This is a genomic window from Amycolatopsis endophytica, from assembly GCF_013410405.1.
GTDB lineage: Bacteria > Actinomycetota > Actinomycetes > Mycobacteriales > Pseudonocardiaceae > Amycolatopsis_E > Amycolatopsis_E endophytica.
Genome location: NZ_JACCFK010000001.1, coordinates 2,289,943 through 2,306,425, shown reverse-complemented (window position 1 = coordinate 2,306,425; position 16,483 = coordinate 2,289,943). Strand labels below are relative to the sequence as shown.

Sequence of the window (16,483 nt, the reverse complement as noted above, 5' to 3'; positions counted from 1 at the left end):
GGGGGCAACATACGGGTTCGTCAGGCGCCCGAGAAGCCGTCCACCCAGCGCGGGTCGTCCTCGGCGCGGCCCGAACCGTTCGCGCGCACCTTGGCGGCCTCGGCACGCTCCCGCTCGGCGAGCTCGGCGTGCAGCTCACGCAGGAGCTGGCGGTCGCGCTCGGACAGCTGCGGGTCGTTGAGGTCGAGTTCCGGGATCTCGATCACTTCGCCGGGGCCGATCGTCGCGGAGGCCACGGCTTTCGGCTTTTCCCCGTCCTCCTTGGCCAGGGCCGCGCGCAGCTGCGCGACCTCCTCGGAGGTCATGTCCATGGTCTTCTCCACGCGGCTGGGCTCGGGGCCCTCCTCGCGCGGCTTGAACATGTGCCCGGGGCCGCTGGGCGGCTGGACCACGTCGGTGGTCTCGGGAGTGTCGACCGGGGTGTCTTCGGTCACGTCGGCGGCGGGGGACAGTTCCTCCGCCTGAGGTTCGGGCTCCTCGGGCTCGTCTCCGGCGGCGACCGTGGCATGCGCCACGTGCCGTCCGGAGCCTCCCTGGCGCTGCGCGGGCGCCGTGGGAGCGGACGAGGACACGGCCCCACCGGAGAGCCAGACCGCGGTGGCCGCGGTGAGGCCCTGCTCGTGGTAGCGGGACCGCTCGGTGGTCGGGCCGGTGACCTCGACGACGGACCGGATCCCGGCCCGCCGCAGCGCGGCGTCGATGCGGTACGCCGCCGCGGGCGGGTTGCCCTCCGGGCCGATCTCGACGAGCACGACGCGCTGCGGCAGCGGCCCCGGCACACTGCCCGCCGGGGTGTTGCGCCACACCGCGTGCACCGAGCGCAGGTCCGGCAGCACCTGGAGGGTGCGGTCGAGCGCGTCGGAAACGCCGCTTTCGGGGTGGTTGTCGCCGGTGAAGCGGTGCAGGACGCCGGTCTCGGCCTCCGGGTCGTTCACCGTCAGCTGGTCGGCGAGCGTCGCGTCGGACCGCGTCAGCTCCAGCACCAGTGCCAGCTCGTGCCGTTCGGCCTCGCGCACCGGCAGCCTGCCCGCGATCAACGCGCCCGTCGTCAGCTCGGCCGCCTCGTCGAGGCGCGCCCGTGCGATCAGCTCACGCGCCTCCGACAGCAGGCTGTCGTCCAGCCGGCCCGCCAGCCCGAGCAACAGGTTGTGCAGCCGCAACGGCACCGCGAACCCGTCGCCCGCTGTTCCGTCGTGGACGTCCACCATCTGACCTTCTCCCTCCAGCTCCGGCAGGAGTGCCGTCACGCGGCGACGAGCCGGTGCCCGGTGTCGACCGCCCCGACGCAGACGAGCTCGGAACTCGCCAGTGCGGCGTGGTGGTACTCCGGCAGCTCGAACCGCGGCGGCAGCACCTCGACGCTGGGTTCCTCGTCCCCCAGCACCCGCAGGACCCGCTGCAGCTCCCCGGTCAGCCTCGGCAGCCCCGACAGGGCCGTGATCAACAGCACGCGCTTGGATTCCTCCCCCGTGCGCTGACGCCAGCTCTGCCGCACTTCACCGACGTCCGGCCGGCCCCGCAGGGTGGCGTGGACGAGCGCGGACACCGAGTCAACCGAGTTCACCTGATCGGGTGCACTCGGGGTGAATGTGTACCGGTTCTCGCCGACCTCGTCCACCCCCAGGGTCGAACTCACCTGGTGCCAGTCGGCGCCGTGGGGCACCAGCCCGGCCACGAGCAGGCGATACTCCGGCTGGTCGAGATCGATGTCGTGCTTGAGCAGCGTGCGCGGCAACGTTCGAGCCAAGGTCGACATCGCGCCCTCGCCCAGCCAGTCGCGGTAGCGCCAGAGCAGCCGGTCGGGCATGCGCCCGGCCAGCCGCAGCAGCAGCTCGTGGCATGCGGCCTCGATATCCGGGTCCATCAGCTCACCTCGACAATCAGTTCGACCTCGACCGGTGCCCCCAGCGGCAACTCGGCCACACCCACCGCCGAGCGGGCGTGCGCGCCCGCGTCGCCGAAAATCTCGCCGAAGAGCTCGGACGCGCCGTTGATCACGGCCGGCTGGCCGGTGAACCCCTCGGCGGACGCCACGAACCCGACGACCTTCACGATCCGGACAACCGATTCGAGACCGACCAGCGCGTCGACCGCCGCGATGGCGTTCAGCGCCGCCGTCCTGGCGTAGCGCTTGGCCTCCTCGGGGCTCACCTCGGCGCCGACCTTGCCGGTCGCGGCCAGCTGGCCGTCGACGAACGGCAACTGCCCCGAGGTGTACACCTGCGAACCGCTGCGCACGGCGGGCACGTAGGCCGCGACCGGCGCCGCGACGTCCGGCAGCTCGATGCCGAGTTCGGCCAGGCGCTCGCCCCAGCTCACGATTTGACCCGCTTGAGGTAGGCGACGTGCTGCTCCCCGCTCGGGTTCGGCAGCACGGTGACCAGCTCCCAGCCGTCCTCGCCCCACTGGTCGAGGATCTGCTTGGTCGCGTGGATCAGCAGCGGAACCGTGGCGTACTCCCACTTGGTGGCGCTCATGGGGGCCAATCTAGTGGTGATGGGAAGGTCTCCTCGCGGCGGCAGCGTGATCGCTGATTTACGCTGGATCGTGTGAGCACACCCCTGGCCGGATGGACCGACGAGCTCGCCCGCGCCCGGTTGCACTTCGTCACCGGCAAGGGCGGCACCGGCAAGACCACCTCGGCCGCGGCACTCGGCATCGCGCTGGCCAGCCACGGACGGCGCGTGCTGCTCGTGGAGGTGGAGGGCAGGCAGGGGTTCGCGCAGCTCTTCGACACCGAGCCGCTGCCCTACGCCGAGCAGCGGATCGCGTCGGTGCCCGGCGGCGGCGAGCTGCGGGCGCTGCACATCGACGTCGAGGCGGCGCTGCTCGAGTACTTCGAGATGTTCTACAACCTGGGCTTCGCGGGCCGGACCCTGCGGCGGATGGGCGCGATCGAGTTCGCGACCACGCTCGCGCCGGGCCTGCGGGACGTGCTGCTCACCGGCAAGATCAAGGAGTGCGTCGGGCGGACCGGTCCGGACGGCCGCCACGTCTACGACGCCGTCGTGGTCGACGCGCCGCCGACCGGCCGCGTGGTCAAGTTCCTCGACGTCACCAAGGCGCTCACCGACCTCGCCAAGACCGGCCCGATCCGCGGCCAGGCCGACGGCGTGGTGCGGCTGCTGCACTCCGAGGAGACCGTCGTGCACCTGGTGACGCTCCTGGAGGAGATGCCGGTGCGTGAAACCGTCGAGGCGGTCGCCGAACTGGACGGCGCCGACCTGCGGCCGGGTGCGGTGCTGGTCAACCGGGTGCGCCCGCCGCGGCTGCCGGCCCGGTCGGTCACGCCCGCCGCCGACGGCCGGGTGGACGCCTCACGCGTACGCACCGGGCTGGCCTCGGCCGGGCTCGACCTGCCGGAGGTCACGCTGGACGCGCTCGTCGCGGAGACGGTCGAGCACGCGATCCGGCTCGCCGCCGAGCAGCGCGCGCGGGAGCAGCTCGCCGAGGCGGACCTGCCGACGCTGGAGCTGCCGGAGGAGCCCGGCGGCATCGACCTCGCCGCCCTCTACGACCTCGCCGAGTCGCTGACCGAGCAGGGAGTGCGCTGATGACCGAGCGGCTCGACGTCGACGCGCTGATCGACGATCCGAAGACCCGCATCGTCGTGTGCTGCGGGTCGGGCGGGGTGGGCAAGACCACCACCGCGGCCGCGCTGGCGTTGCGGGCCGCCGAACGCGGACGGCAGACGGTAGTGCTCACGATCGACCCGGCGCGACGGCTCGCGCAGGCGCTCGGGCTGCGGGAGCTGGGCAACCACCCGCGGCAGGTGTCGGTCGCCGGGTTCGAACCCAAGGGCGAGCTGTGGGCGATGATGCTCGACATGCGGCGCACCTTCGACGACATGGTGCGCACCCACGCCGGGCCCGAACGCGCCGAAGCACTGCTCGCGAACCCCTTCTACCAGACCATTTCCACGTCGTTCTCCGGCACGCAGGAGTACATGGCGATGGAGAAGCTGGGCCAGCTCGCCGCCACCGACGAGTGGGACCTGATCGTCGTGGACACCCCGCCCAGCCGGTCCGCGCTGGACTTCCTGGACGCGCCGAGCCGCCTGTCCAGCGCGCTCGACGGACGCATGATCCGGCTGCTGACCGGCCCGGCGAAGGCGGGCGGCTGGGGTTTGCGGAAGGTGGTCAGCACCGGTTTCTCGATCTTCGCGAAGGCCGTGTCGACGATCATCGGCGGACAGCTGCTCGCCGACGCGTCCGCGTTCATGCAGGCGTTCGACAGCATGTTCGGCGGCTTCCGGGAACGCGCACGCAAGACGGCGGAGCTGCTGCGGTCGGCAGGCACGTCGTTCCTGGTGGTGGCCGCGCCGGAGCCGGACGCCCTGCGCGAGGCGAGCTACTTCGTGGAACGGCTGGGCGGCGAGAACATGCCGCTGGCCGGGCTGGTCGCCAACCGCACCCACCCGGTGCTGGCGGACCTGTCGGCCACGGCGGCGCTGTCCGCCGCCGAGAAGCTGGAGTCGAGCGCACCACTGGCCACGGCCGTGCTGCAACTGCACGCGGACCGGGTCGCGCTGGCGGCCAGGGAGAAGCGCCTGCTGGCGCGCTTCACACGCGCGCATCCCGGAGTCCCCCTGGTCGAGGTGCCCGCGCTCCCCAGCGACGTGCACGACCTCGGGGGTCTCCGGGAAATCGGCGACCGATTGTCGTCGCGCGAGGTCTAGGACGCCGCTTCGGCGAAGTCCTTGCGCGCCGAGTCGAGCAGCTCGGACCACGACTCGACTTCGGGACGCCGGCGCAGCAGTGCGCGGCGTTCCCGCTCGGTCATGCCGCCCCAGATGCCGAAGCTGATCCGGTTGTCCAGCGCCTCGGCCAGGCATTCGGTGCGGACCGGGCACCCCATGCAGACCAGTTTGGCCCGGTTCTGGTCGGCGCCGCGAACGAACAGCTCATCCGGATCCGCCTCCCGGCAGAGGGCGCGGATGCGCCAGCTCTGTGGTGTGGATTCCATCCCCCAAGCTCCCCTCGTGATGTTCCGGCTCACCCGGAGCCTCCCCGGCTCCGCAACTACGTGAGACGTTGACGGACTGTAGAGGCCGACGGTTCCCGCCGCCAAGGGCCCGATGGAAATTCGTTACCGGAATACGTCGCGAACCCGGCGTTCCCGTGGTATTCACACGACGCGGCGCGGCGCGGGAACATCCGTTCCCACTACTCTGGCGGTGTGCGCAAGACGGATGGTCTGTTCAAGCTGGTCGGCCTGTGCCTGCTCGCGGGAATCCTCGTCGCCGGGGTGTTGTTCCCGATCGTCGGCGCGGCGGGGGTCGCGTCGAACCGGGCGAGCGAGACGGTCGACAGCATGTCCGCCGAGCTGGCGAACGTCCCGCCGCCGCTGGTCACCACGATCACCGACTCGGCCGGCAACCAGATCGCCACCCTCTACGACCAGTACCGCATCCCGACGGCGGGCGACGAGATCAACGACGCCATGAAATGGGCACTGGTCTCGACCGAGGACCGGCGGTTCTACGAGCATCACGGCGTCGACTGGAAGGGCACCCTTCGCGCCGCGCTGAGCAACAGCGCCGGGGGCGACACCCAGGGCGCCTCGACGCTCACCCAGCAGTACGTCAAGAACTACCTGATCAACGTGATCTACCGGGACGACGAGGTGGGCCAGCAGAAGGCCCAGGAGCAGTCGATCGCCCGCAAGCTCAAGGAAGCGCGGATCGCGATCCAGCTCGAAAACCAGATGAGCAAGGACCAGATCCTCGCCAGCTACCTCAACGTCGTCGAGTTCTCCCGCAAGATCTACGGCGTCGGCGCGGCCGCGCAGGCCTACTTCAACACCACGGCGGACAAGCTGTCGGTCACCCAGTCCGCGCTGCTCGCCGGCATGGTCAACAACCCGCCGTTCTACGACCCGTGGAACCACCCGGAGCGCGCCACCGAGCGCCGCAACCTGGTACTGGACCGCATGGTGGACAACCTGAAACTGTCCAAGGCCGACGCCGAGCGCATGAAGACCGAGCCGTTGGGCGTCGTGCCGGGCGGACCGTCCAAGCCGGCCTCGAACTGTGTCGGCGCCGGACCGGAGAACGGGTTCTTCTGCCAGTACGTCGAGGACTATCTGCTGCAGCACGGCATGGACAAGGACGACCTCTACAGCGGCGGCTACACCATCCGCACCACGATGGACCAGCGCGCCAACCACGAGGCGAAGATGTCCGCGCAGACCCAGGTGAGCAAGACGCAGAAGAACGTCGCGAACACCCTGTCACTGGTGCGCCCCGGCAAGGACCGGCACGAGGTGGTCGCGCTCGCCGCGAACCGCGACTACGGAACGGACGCCAGCGCCGGGCAGACGACTTACGCGTTGCCCTCCGGTGTGTACAACACCGGCGGCGCCGGGTCGAGCTACAAGATCTTCACCTCGGCGGCGGCGATCCAGAACCGGGTCATGGGCATCTACGACACGTTCCAGGTGCCGAACTTCTATGTGTCCAACGTGTTCACCGGTGGCGCCACGCGATGTCCGACGGTGGCGCTGGGAACCCGCGCGTACTGCCTCAGCAACGCCACCGACTACGAGGGCGGCACGCGGACGATGACCCTGCAGCAGGGTCTGCAAACCTCACCCAACACCGCGTTCGTCATCCTTGAGGAACGCACCGGCATGGGGCCGATCGTCGATATGGCGAGCAAGCTCGGCCTGCGCGAGACGATGACGCGCACCATCGGTGGCGGCTCGGTCAAGCCCGACTCGGAGACCTACAACGAGACCAAGACGCAGACCGCGTACTTCGGGCCGACGGACAAATCGCCCGGCCAGGGTTCGTTCACGCTGGGCGTGTCGGCGACCAGCAACCTGGAGATGGCCAACGTCGCCGCGACCATCCTCAGCGGCGGCAAGTGGTGCCCGCCGACCCCGATCGCCCAGGTGCAGGACCGGGACGGCAAACCGATCCCGATCAGCGAGGAGCCGTGCGAGCAGGTCATGGACGAGGGCGCCGCGAACACCCTCGCGGTCGGCATGAGCAAGGACGACCAGCCGGGCGGCACCTCCGCCGCGGCCGCGCAGCAGGTCGGCTGGACCCGCCCGATGATCGGCAAGACCGGCACCACGCAGAGCAACGGTTCGGCGGCATTCATCGGCGGCACCCCGCAGCTCGCGGGCGCCGCCATGGTCTTCCGCCCCGAGGGTGGTAGCGGCGGCCTGTGTGACGGCGGCCCGGGCAATGTCTCGACCTGCAGCAGCGGCAACATGTTCGGTGGCAAGACACCCGCACGGACGTGGTTCGGCGCGATGAGCAAGATCCTCGGCCCCAACGACCCGGCCCTGCCGCTCCCGCCATCGGACCCGAGATACGAACGAGTCCGCTGACTCGACCGGGGTGCTCACCTTCGCGGTGAGCACCCCGTCTCGTTTCCGGCGCCCGAGGGCGCTTCTCCCGCCGTTCGACCGGTGCCCGAAGCGCACCACCGACCCGTATCCTGGGTCAGGTGAGCACGGACCGTGACAGCAGCCACATCCTGACCGCCAAACGCCTCGCCGCGGGAACGGTCGCCCTCGGGGCCGCCACCTTCGGATACGCGTCCGGCATCGAGCGGCGCCACTTCGTCCTGCGCACCGCCGAACTGCCCGTCCTGGAACCCGGCGCCCGGCCGATGCGCGTCCTGCACGTGTCCGATCTGCACATGCTGCCCGGTCAGCACCTCAAACAACGCTGGGTCGCCGCACTCGACCGGCTCGAACCCGACCTCGTCGTCAACACCGGCGACAACCTCGCCCACCCCAAAGCCGTCCCCGCCGTCCTGCGCGCACTCGGCCCGCTCCTCGACCGGCCCGGCGTGTTCGTCTTCGGCAGCAACGACTACTACGCCCCCAAACCCAAAAACCCCGCCCGATACCTCATGCCCCGCGGCAAGAAGAAACGCATCCACGGACGCAAACTCCCCTGGCGGGACCTCCGCGCGGCCTTCGTCGAACACGGCTGGCAGGACCTCACCCACACCCGCCACACCCTGACCATCGCGGGCCAGACCGTGTTCGCCGCCGGCCTCGACGACCCCCACCTCCGCCGCGACCGCTACGGCGAGATCGCCGGCCCCGCCGAAGCCGCCACCCTCCGCCTCGCCGTCACCCACTCACCCGAACCACGCATCCTCGACCCCTTCGCCTCCGACGGCTACGACCTGGTCCTGGCAGGCCACACCCACGGCGGCCAACTCCGCATCCCCGGCATCGGCGCACTCGTCACCAACTGCGAACTCGACCGCAGCCGCGCCCGAGGCGCCTCCCGCTGGGGCGCCCGCATGTGGCTCCACGTGTCCGCGGGCCTCGGCACCTCACCGTATGCCCCCGCCCGCTTCGCCTGCCCACCAGAAGCCACCCTGTTGACGCTGGTAGCCCGAGGCAAGACGGCGCACAACCCCACCAACCCAACCCCCCGCAAAGCCCCCCGCGCCATCCGCTAAACTCTTCTTCGACCCGCTCAGCAGTACATCGGGGTGTGGCGCAGCTTGGTAGCGTGCCTCGTTCGGGTCGAGGAGGTCGTGGGTTCAAATCCCGCCACCCCGACGGTTGGGTCTGGGTCCTCCGTGTCCGCTCGCAAGCTCGCGGACCGGGGGACCCAACCTCATTGCACTGGGGGTCGAACCCCCAGACCCCCGCCAGGGGGCAAGCCCCCTGGCCCCCCGCGGCGAAGCTTCGCTCGCCTGAGAGCCGCGAGTAGCGCGTGCCGCGGAGCGGCATCCGCGCTGTTTACCTCTTGGGACCGGGTCCTCCGTGTCCGCTCGCAAGCTCGCGGACCGGGGGACCCAACCTCATTGCACTGGGGGTCGAACCCCCAGACCCCCGCCAGGGGGCAAGCCCCCTGGCCCCCCCCCGCGGCGAGGCTTCGCTCGCCGATCTGTCGCGAGGCGCCTTGGCACCTCAGTCGCCTTCTCAAAAAAGAAGTTCTTTGGACCGGCGGCCGTGTGCGCGGGGGACCACCCCACCAACCACACCCCCGCCGGGCCCGATCCCCAGCTGAAATTGGTTGGCGAGTCGTCGGGTCAAGGTACTCTTTCCCGCCTTGACGCGGCGGCTCGGCAACCGAACACTCAACGGGAGGGGCCGGTGGGGGTGGCGCCGGGCGTAGCGGAGCGAAGCCCGGCGCTCAAGACACGCGCGTAGCGGAGCAACCCGCGTAGCGGCTACTTACTCGCAAGCAACTCAAGCCAGTACTGCGAAAACTCCCCATCCCCGCCATGCGACCAAGCCCAGGCGGAACGAGCGGCCGAGGCGAGCTGGTCCCGGTCCCGCGGGAGCTCACCGAGAGCGGCATCAAGGCGCGATTCCACATACCGTGCCAGAGCCCGGTAGGACATGTCCGGCCGGAACCGGCCGTGCGTCCGCACCTCCCGGAAACCGGCCGAGGATACCCAGGAAGCAACATGCTTACCGGCAAAGGGATCCCCACCGGCACGACGACGCAGCAGGTAGTGGCCCCGCAAGGCGGCGGTGACGTTCGCGGTAGCCGGGCGCAACCGCGCCCGCGACCAGTCCGAAGTGGACAAAGCAAGTGTGCCACCCGGCCGCAGCACCCGGCGCATCTCCGACAACACCTCAGCAGGCCGCGCGAGGTGCTCGAACAACGCGTGCGCGAACACCAGGTCCACGCTCTCGTCCCCCACCGGTAACGCGTACGCGTCCCCGGCCACGAACTCCACTTTGGACCCAGCCGCGAAGAAGCCCGGCTCGCGGTCGACGCCCAGCACGTTGCCACGCCCCGCGATGGTGGCGAAACCCGCGGTGATCGTGCCCGGGCCGCACCCCACGTCGAGCACCCGCATGCCCGGCCGCAGCAGGCGCAACACGAACTCCGCGCGATCGGCGGCGGTCCGCGATCTCATCATCGCCAGCGCGTCCTGCGCGAACCCGGGCGCGTATCCCTCCAGCACACGCACACGGTACGGGCAGAAGCTGGCAGGATCGAGGGGTGACTACCCAGCACCCGCCCGCGAACATCCCCGACCGCCTCTTCGCCGACGCCGAGGCCGAGTCCCGCTGGCGCGCCCGGTTCCACGCGCCGCGCGTGTCGGTGCCGGACTGGGCCCTCGACGCGCCCCAGCACAACATCTACGTCTCCAACGCCAGCGGCGTCTGGGAGGTCTACTCCTGGGACCGCGAGACCGGCGAACACCGCCAGGTCACCGACCGCCCCAACGGCACACTGCACGCCACCACCTCCCCCGACGGCTCCGCGATCTGGTGGTTCAACGACACCGACGGTGACGAGTTCGGCACCTGGATGCGTCAGCCGTTCGACGGCGGCGCGGCCGAACCCGCCCTGCCCGACGTCCACGCCGGCTACCCGGCCGGACTCGAAATCGGGCACCACGTCACCGCCACCGGCGTCTCCACCGACGACGGCAGCGAGCTGTTCGCCACCCGCGACGGCCGGACCACCCGGTTCTACGCCCACGAGCAGGACGCCGGCATCGCCGCGCTGTCCCGCGACGAGACGCTGCTGGCCATCTCCCACGCCGAGCACGGCGACTCCCGCCACCCCGCGGTCCGCGTCCTGGACACCACCGGCTTCGAAGCCGTCGCGGACAAATGGGACGGCGAGGGCAAGGGCCTCACCCCGTTGGAGTTCTCGCCCGTCGCCGGTGACCAGCGGATGCTCGTCCTGCACGAACGCCGCGGCCGCGAGGAGCTGCTGGTGTGGGACGTCGCGGCAGGCACCGAACAGGAGCTGGACCTCGGCCTGCCCGGCGAGGTCGTCGCGACCTGGTACCCGAAGGCCGACGCGCTGCTCGTCGTGCACTTCCACGAGGCACGCAGCTCACTGCACCGCTACGACCTGACCACCCGCGAACTGTCCGCTGTGGACACCCCGCCCGGCCGCATCGGTGGCGCCGGGGTCCGCCCGGACGGCACCGTCGAGTACTCCTGGTCCAGCGCCGCCGAACCGTCCGTGATCCGCGCCCGCGCGGCCGACGGCACCGACACCGTGCTGCTCACCCCGCCCGGCGACCCCGCGCCCGGATCGGCGCCGGTCACCGACGCGTTCGTCGAGGGCGCGGGTGGCCGCGTGCACGCGCTGGTCGCCCGGCCGCTCGACGCCCCGGACGGTCCGCTGCCCACGGTGTTCACCCTGCACGGCGGACCGCACGCGGCCGACGAGGACCGCTTCTCCGCCTACCGCGCCGTGTGGCTGGACGCCGGGTTCGCCGTCGTCGAGGTCAACTACCGCGGCTCCACCGGTTACGGCTCGGCGTGGCGCGACGCGATCGAGGGCCGCCCCGGTCTGACCGAACTGGAGGACGTCGCCGCGGTCCACGACTGGGCCGTGGAAAGCGGCCTGAGCGATCCGGCGCGCACGGTGGTCTCCGGCGCATCGTGGGGCGGATATCTGACGCTGCTCGCGGTGGGCACGCAGCCCGACCGCTGGGCCGCCGGTGTGGCGAGTGTGCCGGTCGCGGACTACGTGGCCGCCTACGAGGACGAGATGGAGCAGCTGCGCCAGTTCGACCGCGCCCTGTTCGGCGGCTCACCCGAGGACGTGCCCGCCGTGTACCGGGAGTGTTCGCCGCTCACCTACGTCGACGCGGTCAAGGCACCCGTGCTGGTGCTCGCGGGCGACAACGACCCGCGCTGCCCGATCCGGCAGATCGAGAACTACCTGGAGCGGCTGGCCAAGCGCGACCTGCCGTACGAGTTCTACCGCTACGACGCCGGGCACGGTTCACTCGTGATCGCCGAAACGATCAAGCAGACCGCGGCCGAGGTGCATTTCGCCATGAAGGCGGTCGGCCTGGCCCAGTGACCCGGAAACAGCGGAAGGCCCTCGCCCCATCCGGACGAGGGCCTTCCGCGGGCACCGGTCAGGCGGTCTGCGCCTGCCACATCCAGTGGGCCTTCTCCAGCGCCTGGGTGATTTCGATGAACAGGTCCTGGGTGACCAGGTCGCTCTTGTCCGTCTCGTCGATGCGCTTGCGCATGCGCTGGATCAGGTCGGCGAGGATGTTCACGATGTTCTCTATCGTGGCCTCGACGTTCTGCCAGTTGTCGGGGTACTCCGGCAGGCCGGAGCTCTCCACGATGGTCTTCGCCTTGCCGTTGGGCGAGATGCCGATCGCGTTGGCGCGCTCGGCGACCTCGTCGGTGTAGTTGCGCGCGGTGTCCACCAGCTCGTCGAGCTGGAGGTGCACGCTGCGGAAGTTGGAGCCGACCACGTTCCAGTGCGCCTGCTTGGCGATCAGGTGCAGATCGACGAGGTCCACCAGCGCGGCTTGCAGCGCGTTACCGGTGATCTCCTTGTCGGCGGGGCTGAGCGGGCTCTTGATGGGTGCGTTCGCCATCGAAAAGATCCTCCTTGTCCGAACTTTCGTCAGGTCGTCGCGGTGACCTCGACCTGGATGTTTCCCCTGGTGGCGCGAGAATAAGGACACACCTGGTGCGCCTGCGCCGCAAGTTCACCGGCCTTGTCCTGCTCCATCCCCGGCAGGTGGGCCACCACCTTCACGGCCAGTTCCAGGCCCTGCCCCTCGCGGCCGATCCCGACCTCGGCGGTGACGGTCGACTCACCCAGGCTCACCTCGGCCTTGCGGGCCACGAGCTGCAGCGCGCTGTGGAAGCAGGCCGCGTAGCCCGCCGCGAACAGCTGCTCGGGGTTGGTCAGCTCACCACCCGGCCCGCCCATCTCCTTCGGCACGGCCAGCCGTTCGTCGATGACGCCGTCGGACGAGGTCACCTCGCCGTTGCGGCCGTCACCCCGTGCGGTCGCGACCGCCGTGTACACCGGTTCCACGTCTGTCCCTCCTGGCGGCAGGTGTCAGCCGGTGGATACCCCGGGCCGGGGCGAACCAACCCTTCAGCGGCGGGCGCGGGCGAACTCCACGACCTGCCTGCCGATGAGCTCGAGCGTGGTCACGGCCTTCTCCTCGGAAGCGCCCCCGACCTCGTCGAACTTGACCTCGGCGGAGTTGACCGAGCCGCCGAGCGGTGTCGGCCAGCCACGCAGCGCGTGGGTGATGGTGCGCAGCTGGTCGAGGGTGGTCACGGCGGCCTGCCAGCCGAACGCGACGGCGGCCAGGCCGACCGCGCGTCCGTCCAGGTAGGGGCGGGTGTCCGGGCGCAGGTCCTCGACGTAGTCCAGGGCGTTCTTGATCAGGCCGGACAGCGCGCCGTGGTAGCCGGGCGAGACGATGATCACACCGTCGGCCCCGCGCAGCGCCTCGACCAGGCGGACGGCCTGCGGGGTGCGCTCCTCCAGTGCCGAATCGTAGAACGGCAGCACGAGGTCTTCACCGGTCAGGGCGAGCGTTTCGGCCCCGGCCGCGGCCGCGCTGTCCAGCGCGATGCGCAGTGCGCGCTCGGACTGGGAGCCCGGGCGCAGGGAGCCGCCGATTCCGACCACGTTGATCGCCGCACTAGTCACGTCTTCGAGGCTAACCCCTCCACCTAAGTAGAGGACCACGTTCTGGGACGGAGGCACCGGTCACACCTGGCCAGCGTGCCTACCCGCGAGTAACGTCACGGGCCATGGCGACCTCACTGCAGAGCCGCGTCGAAGCCGCCGCGGCTCAACTGATCTTCGGGCTCCCCGCGCCGGTGCGACGGCTCATCGCGGGCCGCGCGATCCGGCTGGACGGGCAGGAGCTGGCGCTGGACGCGCAACTGCTGTTGCGGCTCCAGCAGATCTCCCGGGTCAGCATGGCCGCGGGCACGCCGGAGATCGCCCGGCAGCGGATCCTCGACTCCGGCCACCTGGTCAGCGGCACACCGATCGAGCCGGTCCACACCCGGGAAGTCGTGATCCCGGCCGAACACGGGCCGCTCCCGGCCACGCTGTACGTGCCGGAGGGCATCCCGTCGCCATCGCCGCTGCTGGTGTTCTTCCACGGCGGCGGCTGGGTGGTCGGCAGCCGCGCCAGCCACGACAACGCGGCCCGCTACTTCGCCAAGCAGGCCGGGGTCCGGGTGCTGTCGGTCGAGTACCGGCTCGCCCCGGAGAACCCGTTCCCGGCGGCGCCGGAGGACGCCGTCACCGCGTTCGACTACGCCCACGCGAAGGCCACGGACCTGGACGTCGACCCGGACCGCATCGCGGTGGGCGGGGACAGTGCGGGCGGCAACCTCGCCGCGGTGACGGCACAGGTCACGACGGCCCGTGGTGGCGCGGCACCGGTGTTCCAGCTGCTGCTCTACCCGAGTGTCGACGCGAGCAGGCGGCGCCGGTCACGGGAGGTCTTCGGCAGGGGCTTCTTCCTCACCGACGCCGACATGACGTGGTTCGCCGACCACTACGCGCCCGCCGGCGTGGACCGGACCGATCCGCGGTTGTCCCCGTTGCTGACCGAGGACTTCACTGGCCTGCCGCCCGCCTACGTGGCGACGGCCGGTTTCGACCCGCTGCGCGACGAGGGTGAGGAGTACGCGGCGAAGCTGCGTGCCGCGAACGTGCCGGTGACGTTGAGCCGTCAGCGTGACCTGATCCACGGGTACATGAACTTCCTCGGCGTCGGCAAGCGCTTCCGGGAAGCGGCCTCCGAGGCGGCGGGCGCGCTGCGTCTCGGCCTGCGGGCGTGAAAAAGGACCGGGGTCCGATGTGGATGTCCACACCGGACCCCGGTCACCCCCTGCCGGGTGGTTGTTCAGGCCACCGGAACCGGCACCGGAACCGGTAGCGGCGGAGCTGCGCCGAGCAGCGAAGCGAGGAGGCTGGTCACGGTCTTCAACAGGTTCTTGAGCAGGTTGCTGACGAGGTTCAGCGGCGGCGGCAGGTCCGGGATCTCCGGCACCGGCGGCAGCTGGCGCGCCTCGCTCGCCTTCGACGGGTCGGCCAGGATGCGGCTCGCTTCGCTCGCGTAGTCGTTGCCCGCGGCTGCGGTCTGCTGGGCGTCGGACTGAATCTGGTACTTCTGGCCCGCGGCGAGGTCGCCGAGCAGCGGGCTCATCTGGCCGAGCGAACGCTGGGTGGCGGGCACGTCGGCAGCGTAGGCGGCCGTGGCCAGCTGGTCGCGCAGCTGGAGGACCTGTTCTCCGGCGGCCTGCGTGCTGGACGTGCCCTTTCCGCCGGCCGCGGCGACGCCGGCGCCGGAGAGCGCCAGCACGCTGCCTGCCACCGCGACCGCGATGGCCCTGGCGAACTTGCCTTTCATTTCAACCTCCTGGCCTCGGTGGACCTGTCAGGCTCAGGAGTACCTGCCTAGTTGATCTCCCACCACTCGAACGCCCAAGGCCGTTCACGTGCCGGATCCGGGTGACGGCGGCAAACCCCCGCATCTGATGAACGCCGGGCCCTTGCTGATCGCCCGGTTGATCAAGATTTTGACGACCAAGTATTGCCCTGAGTGTCCCGCTCACCCACCGGTGGCGCGAAACTCACCCGAACCGCTGCTTCCGACCTCCGGGCGACGCACGTCACCCACGTCACCCCGTCCGCCGACGGCAAGACCGGAATCCGGTGTGGACGTCCACACCGGATTCCGGTCTCCCTGCTCGGGGGCTCAGACGGCCGGGACCTGCAACGCGGGCGGCGGGGTGCCGGTCAGCGCGTTCAACAGCTCCGTGAGCTTTTCGATGAGCGTCCGGAGCAGGTCCGCGACGATGTCCAGCGGCGGCGGCGGGCTCTGCAGCGGCGACGTCGAGGGCACCTGCTTGATCGTGGCCGCCTGAGCCGGGTCGGCGATGATCCGGCTCGCGTTGGTGGCGTCGTCCCGGGCGGACGCCGCCGTTTGCCGTGCGTCGGACTGGATCTGGTACTGCTGACCCGCGGCGAGGTCGCCGAGCAGTGGGCTCACCTGCCCCAGCGCACGCTGGGTGCCCACCACATCAGCCGAATAGGCCGAGTCGACGAGCTGCGTGCGCATCTGGAGCAACTGCTCACCGGCGGCCTGTGTGCTGGACGTGCCCTTCCCGTCGGCGACGGCCATCGTGGCGCCACCCAGCGCCAGAACACTGCCTGCCACCGCCACGGCGACGATCCGGGCGAACTTCCCTCGCATTTTCCCTACCTCCTGGCCTGACGCACCCTTGCCCGATGCCCAGAGGTACCAACGGTGTTCGCCACTCACCCATCCGCCACTCGGATGGGGACCGGCGGTCCTTCACGTGCAGGGATTCCGGCGCGGGTGAAACCGCCCGAAAGGTGCGATCGGTGGAGGTTTCGGCGTTCCGGGGTGGGATGGAATGCATGCGGTGGGTGACTGGATGCTTCTTCCGCGATGCAGCAGCCGCTCGTTCAGGTGTTTCTCGTAGCCGCTACGCGGGTTTCCCAAGCGCCGAGCTCGCAAGCTCGCAACGGATTGCCCCTCCCGGACCCGATCGTTCAGTGTTTTGGCGATCGAGCAGACCGCCAACGACGGCTGGGGATCGGTTGCGGGAGAGGAAAGCCCGGCAGACACAGTGCCGGATCACTTGCCGTTGCCGGGCGCCGCCCCGGAGCAGCCAACACGCCGCCGGGAACGGCAAACACGGTGCCCGGAGCGGCAAACACGGCGCGGCGCGCGGCGTGTTGGCCGCTCCGGCTGGCGTG

The 16,483-nt window shown here is 70.5% G+C and carries 17 protein-coding genes and 1 tRNA gene; 7 read left to right on the top strand and 11 right to left on the bottom strand.

The window, feature by feature from the left end:
* Positions 1-20: 20 nt before the first annotated feature.
* Genes HNR02_RS11480 through sp36 form a run of 4 tightly spaced genes read right to left on the bottom strand, consistent with a single transcriptional unit; the run spans position 21 to position 2,477 of the window.
* Positions 21-1,208 carry a hypothetical protein gene (locus tag HNR02_RS11480; protein WP_179775857.1) on the bottom strand — a complete coding sequence of 396 codons (1,188 nt, stop codon included), beginning with the start codon at positions 1,206-1,208 and terminating at the stop codon, positions 21-23.
* A gap of 35 nt (positions 1,209-1,243) precedes the next feature.
* Positions 1,244-1,864: a hypothetical protein gene (locus tag HNR02_RS11475; protein ID WP_179773148.1), complete on the bottom strand. Its 621-nt coding sequence runs from the start codon at positions 1,862-1,864 to the stop codon at positions 1,244-1,246.
* Complete coding sequence (locus HNR02_RS11470; RefSeq protein ID WP_179773146.1) at positions 1,864-2,319, bottom strand: RidA family protein; 456 nt, start codon at positions 2,317-2,319, stop codon at positions 1,864-1,866. The genes HNR02_RS11475 and HNR02_RS11470 overlap by 1 nt, the downstream gene beginning before the upstream one ends.
* Positions 2,316-2,477 carry a Sp36 family protein gene (gene sp36, locus HNR02_RS11465; RefSeq protein WP_179773144.1) on the bottom strand — a complete coding sequence of 54 codons (162 nt, stop codon included), beginning with the start codon at positions 2,475-2,477 and terminating at the stop codon, positions 2,316-2,318. The genes HNR02_RS11470 and sp36 overlap by 4 nt, the downstream gene beginning before the upstream one ends.
* A 72-nt stretch (positions 2,478-2,549) precedes the next feature.
* Here sp36 and bagA point away from each other — a divergent pair, with 72 nt between their 5' ends.
* The gene (bagA, locus tag HNR02_RS11460; RefSeq protein ID WP_179773142.1) at positions 2,550-3,554 is read left to right on the top strand and encodes an ATPase BagA; all 1,005 of its coding nucleotides are present in this window, start codon (positions 2,550-2,552) and stop codon (positions 3,552-3,554) included.
* Positions 3,554-4,678: an ATPase BagB gene (gene bagB / locus HNR02_RS11455; RefSeq protein ID WP_179773140.1), complete on the top strand. Its 1,125-nt coding sequence runs from the start codon at positions 3,554-3,556 to the stop codon at positions 4,676-4,678. The genes bagA and bagB overlap by 1 nt, the downstream gene beginning before the upstream one ends.
* Here bagB and HNR02_RS11450 read toward each other — a convergent pair.
* Positions 4,675-4,965, bottom strand: coding sequence for a WhiB family transcriptional regulator (locus HNR02_RS11450; protein ID WP_179773138.1), 291 nt, complete (start codon positions 4,963-4,965; stop codon positions 4,675-4,677). The genes bagB and HNR02_RS11450 overlap by 4 nt on opposite strands.
* Before the next feature lie 213 nt (positions 4,966-5,178).
* On the opposite strand from HNR02_RS11450, the gene HNR02_RS11445 reads away from it, so the two are divergent.
* From HNR02_RS11445 to HNR02_RS11435, 3 genes are all read left to right on the top strand, one after another.
* A complete protein-coding gene (locus tag HNR02_RS11445) occupies positions 5,179-7,338 on the top strand; it encodes a transglycosylase domain-containing protein (RefSeq protein WP_179773136.1) in 2,160 nt (719 codons plus the stop codon).
* Positions 7,339-7,457: 119 nt separating this feature from the next.
* Positions 7,458-8,432 carry a metallophosphoesterase gene (locus HNR02_RS11440; protein ID WP_179773135.1) on the top strand — a complete coding sequence of 325 codons (975 nt, stop codon included), beginning with the start codon at positions 7,458-7,460 and terminating at the stop codon, positions 8,430-8,432.
* Between the two features lie 29 nt (positions 8,433-8,461).
* Positions 8,462-8,535, top strand: a tRNA-Pro gene (locus tag HNR02_RS11435).
* A gap of 617 nt (positions 8,536-9,152) precedes the next feature.
* Here HNR02_RS11435 and HNR02_RS11430 read toward each other — a convergent pair.
* On the bottom strand, positions 9,153-9,899 hold the full coding sequence (locus tag HNR02_RS11430) for a methyltransferase domain-containing protein (protein WP_179773133.1): 747 nt from the start codon (positions 9,897-9,899) through the stop codon (positions 9,153-9,155).
* Positions 9,900-9,937: 38 nt separating this feature from the next.
* On the opposite strand from HNR02_RS11430, the gene HNR02_RS11425 reads away from it, so the two are divergent.
* Positions 9,938-11,770: a S9 family peptidase gene (locus tag HNR02_RS11425; protein WP_179773131.1), complete on the top strand. Its 1,833-nt coding sequence runs from the start codon at positions 9,938-9,940 to the stop codon at positions 11,768-11,770.
* A 58-nt stretch (positions 11,771-11,828) separates the two neighbouring features.
* Here HNR02_RS11425 and HNR02_RS11420 read toward each other — a convergent pair whose 3' ends face one another.
* From HNR02_RS11420 to HNR02_RS11410, 3 genes are all read right to left on the bottom strand, one after another.
* Positions 11,829-12,305, bottom strand: a complete 477-nt coding sequence (locus tag HNR02_RS11420; protein WP_179773130.1) for a Dps family protein — start codon at positions 12,303-12,305, stop codon at positions 11,829-11,831.
* Positions 12,306-12,334: 29 nt separating this feature from the next.
* Positions 12,335-12,754 (bottom strand): organic hydroperoxide resistance protein, encoded by a 420-nt coding sequence (locus tag HNR02_RS11415; protein ID WP_179773129.1) that lies wholly within the window; start codon positions 12,752-12,754, stop codon positions 12,335-12,337.
* Between the two features lie 63 nt (positions 12,755-12,817).
* The gene (locus HNR02_RS11410; protein WP_179775856.1) at positions 12,818-13,363 is read right to left on the bottom strand and encodes an NADPH-dependent FMN reductase; all 546 of its coding nucleotides are present in this window, start codon (positions 13,361-13,363) and stop codon (positions 12,818-12,820) included.
* A 125-nt stretch (positions 13,364-13,488) separates the two neighbouring features.
* Between HNR02_RS11410 and HNR02_RS11405 the strand changes: the two genes are divergently transcribed.
* The gene (locus HNR02_RS11405; RefSeq protein WP_179773128.1) at positions 13,489-14,535 is read left to right on the top strand and encodes an alpha/beta hydrolase; all 1,047 of its coding nucleotides are present in this window, start codon (positions 13,489-13,491) and stop codon (positions 14,533-14,535) included.
* 65 nt (positions 14,536-14,600) lie between these two features.
* On the opposite strand, the gene HNR02_RS11400 is transcribed toward HNR02_RS11405, so the two are convergent.
* Both HNR02_RS11400 and HNR02_RS11395 read right to left on the bottom strand, forming a co-directional pair.
* The gene (locus HNR02_RS11400) at positions 14,601-15,107 is read right to left on the bottom strand and encodes a hypothetical protein (protein ID WP_179773126.1); all 507 of its coding nucleotides are present in this window, start codon (positions 15,105-15,107) and stop codon (positions 14,601-14,603) included.
* 348 nt (positions 15,108-15,455) lie between these two features.
* A complete protein-coding gene (locus tag HNR02_RS11395) occupies positions 15,456-15,953 on the bottom strand; it encodes a hypothetical protein (protein WP_179773125.1) in 498 nt (165 codons plus the stop codon).
* Positions 15,954-16,483: the final 530 nt, after the last annotated feature.

What these genes read in the sequence shown, in the direction of transcription:
- HNR02_RS11475 (WP_179773148.1), bottom strand. Translation starts at nt 1,864, where the DNA reads ATGGACCCGGATATCGAGGCCGCATGCCACGAGCTGCTGCTGCGGCTG.
- HNR02_RS11480 (WP_179775857.1), bottom strand. Translation starts at nt 1,208, where the DNA reads ATGGTGGACGTCCACGACGGAACAGCGGGCGACGGGTTCGCGGTGCCG.
- HNR02_RS11450 (WP_179773138.1), bottom strand. Translation starts at nt 4,965, where the DNA reads ATGGAATCCACACCACAGAGCTGGCGCATCCGCGCCCTCTGCCGGGAG.
- HNR02_RS11405 (WP_179773128.1), top strand. Translation starts at nt 13,489, where the DNA reads ATGGCGACCTCACTGCAGAGCCGCGTCGAAGCCGCCGCGGCTCAACTG.
- sp36 (WP_179773144.1), bottom strand. Translation starts at nt 2,477, where the DNA reads ATGAGCGCCACCAAGTGGGAGTACGCCACGGTTCCGCTGCTGATCCAC.
- HNR02_RS11400 (WP_179773126.1), bottom strand. Translation starts at nt 15,107, where the DNA reads ATGAAAGGCAAGTTCGCCAGGGCCATCGCGGTCGCGGTGGCAGGCAGC.
- HNR02_RS11395 (WP_179773125.1), bottom strand. Translation starts at nt 15,953, where the DNA reads ATGCGAGGGAAGTTCGCCCGGATCGTCGCCGTGGCGGTGGCAGGCAGT.
- bagB (WP_179773140.1), top strand. Translation starts at nt 3,554, where the DNA reads ATGACCGAGCGGCTCGACGTCGACGCGCTGATCGACGATCCGAAGACC.
- HNR02_RS11420 (WP_179773130.1), bottom strand. Translation starts at nt 12,305, where the DNA reads ATGGCGAACGCACCCATCAAGAGCCCGCTCAGCCCCGCCGACAAGGAG.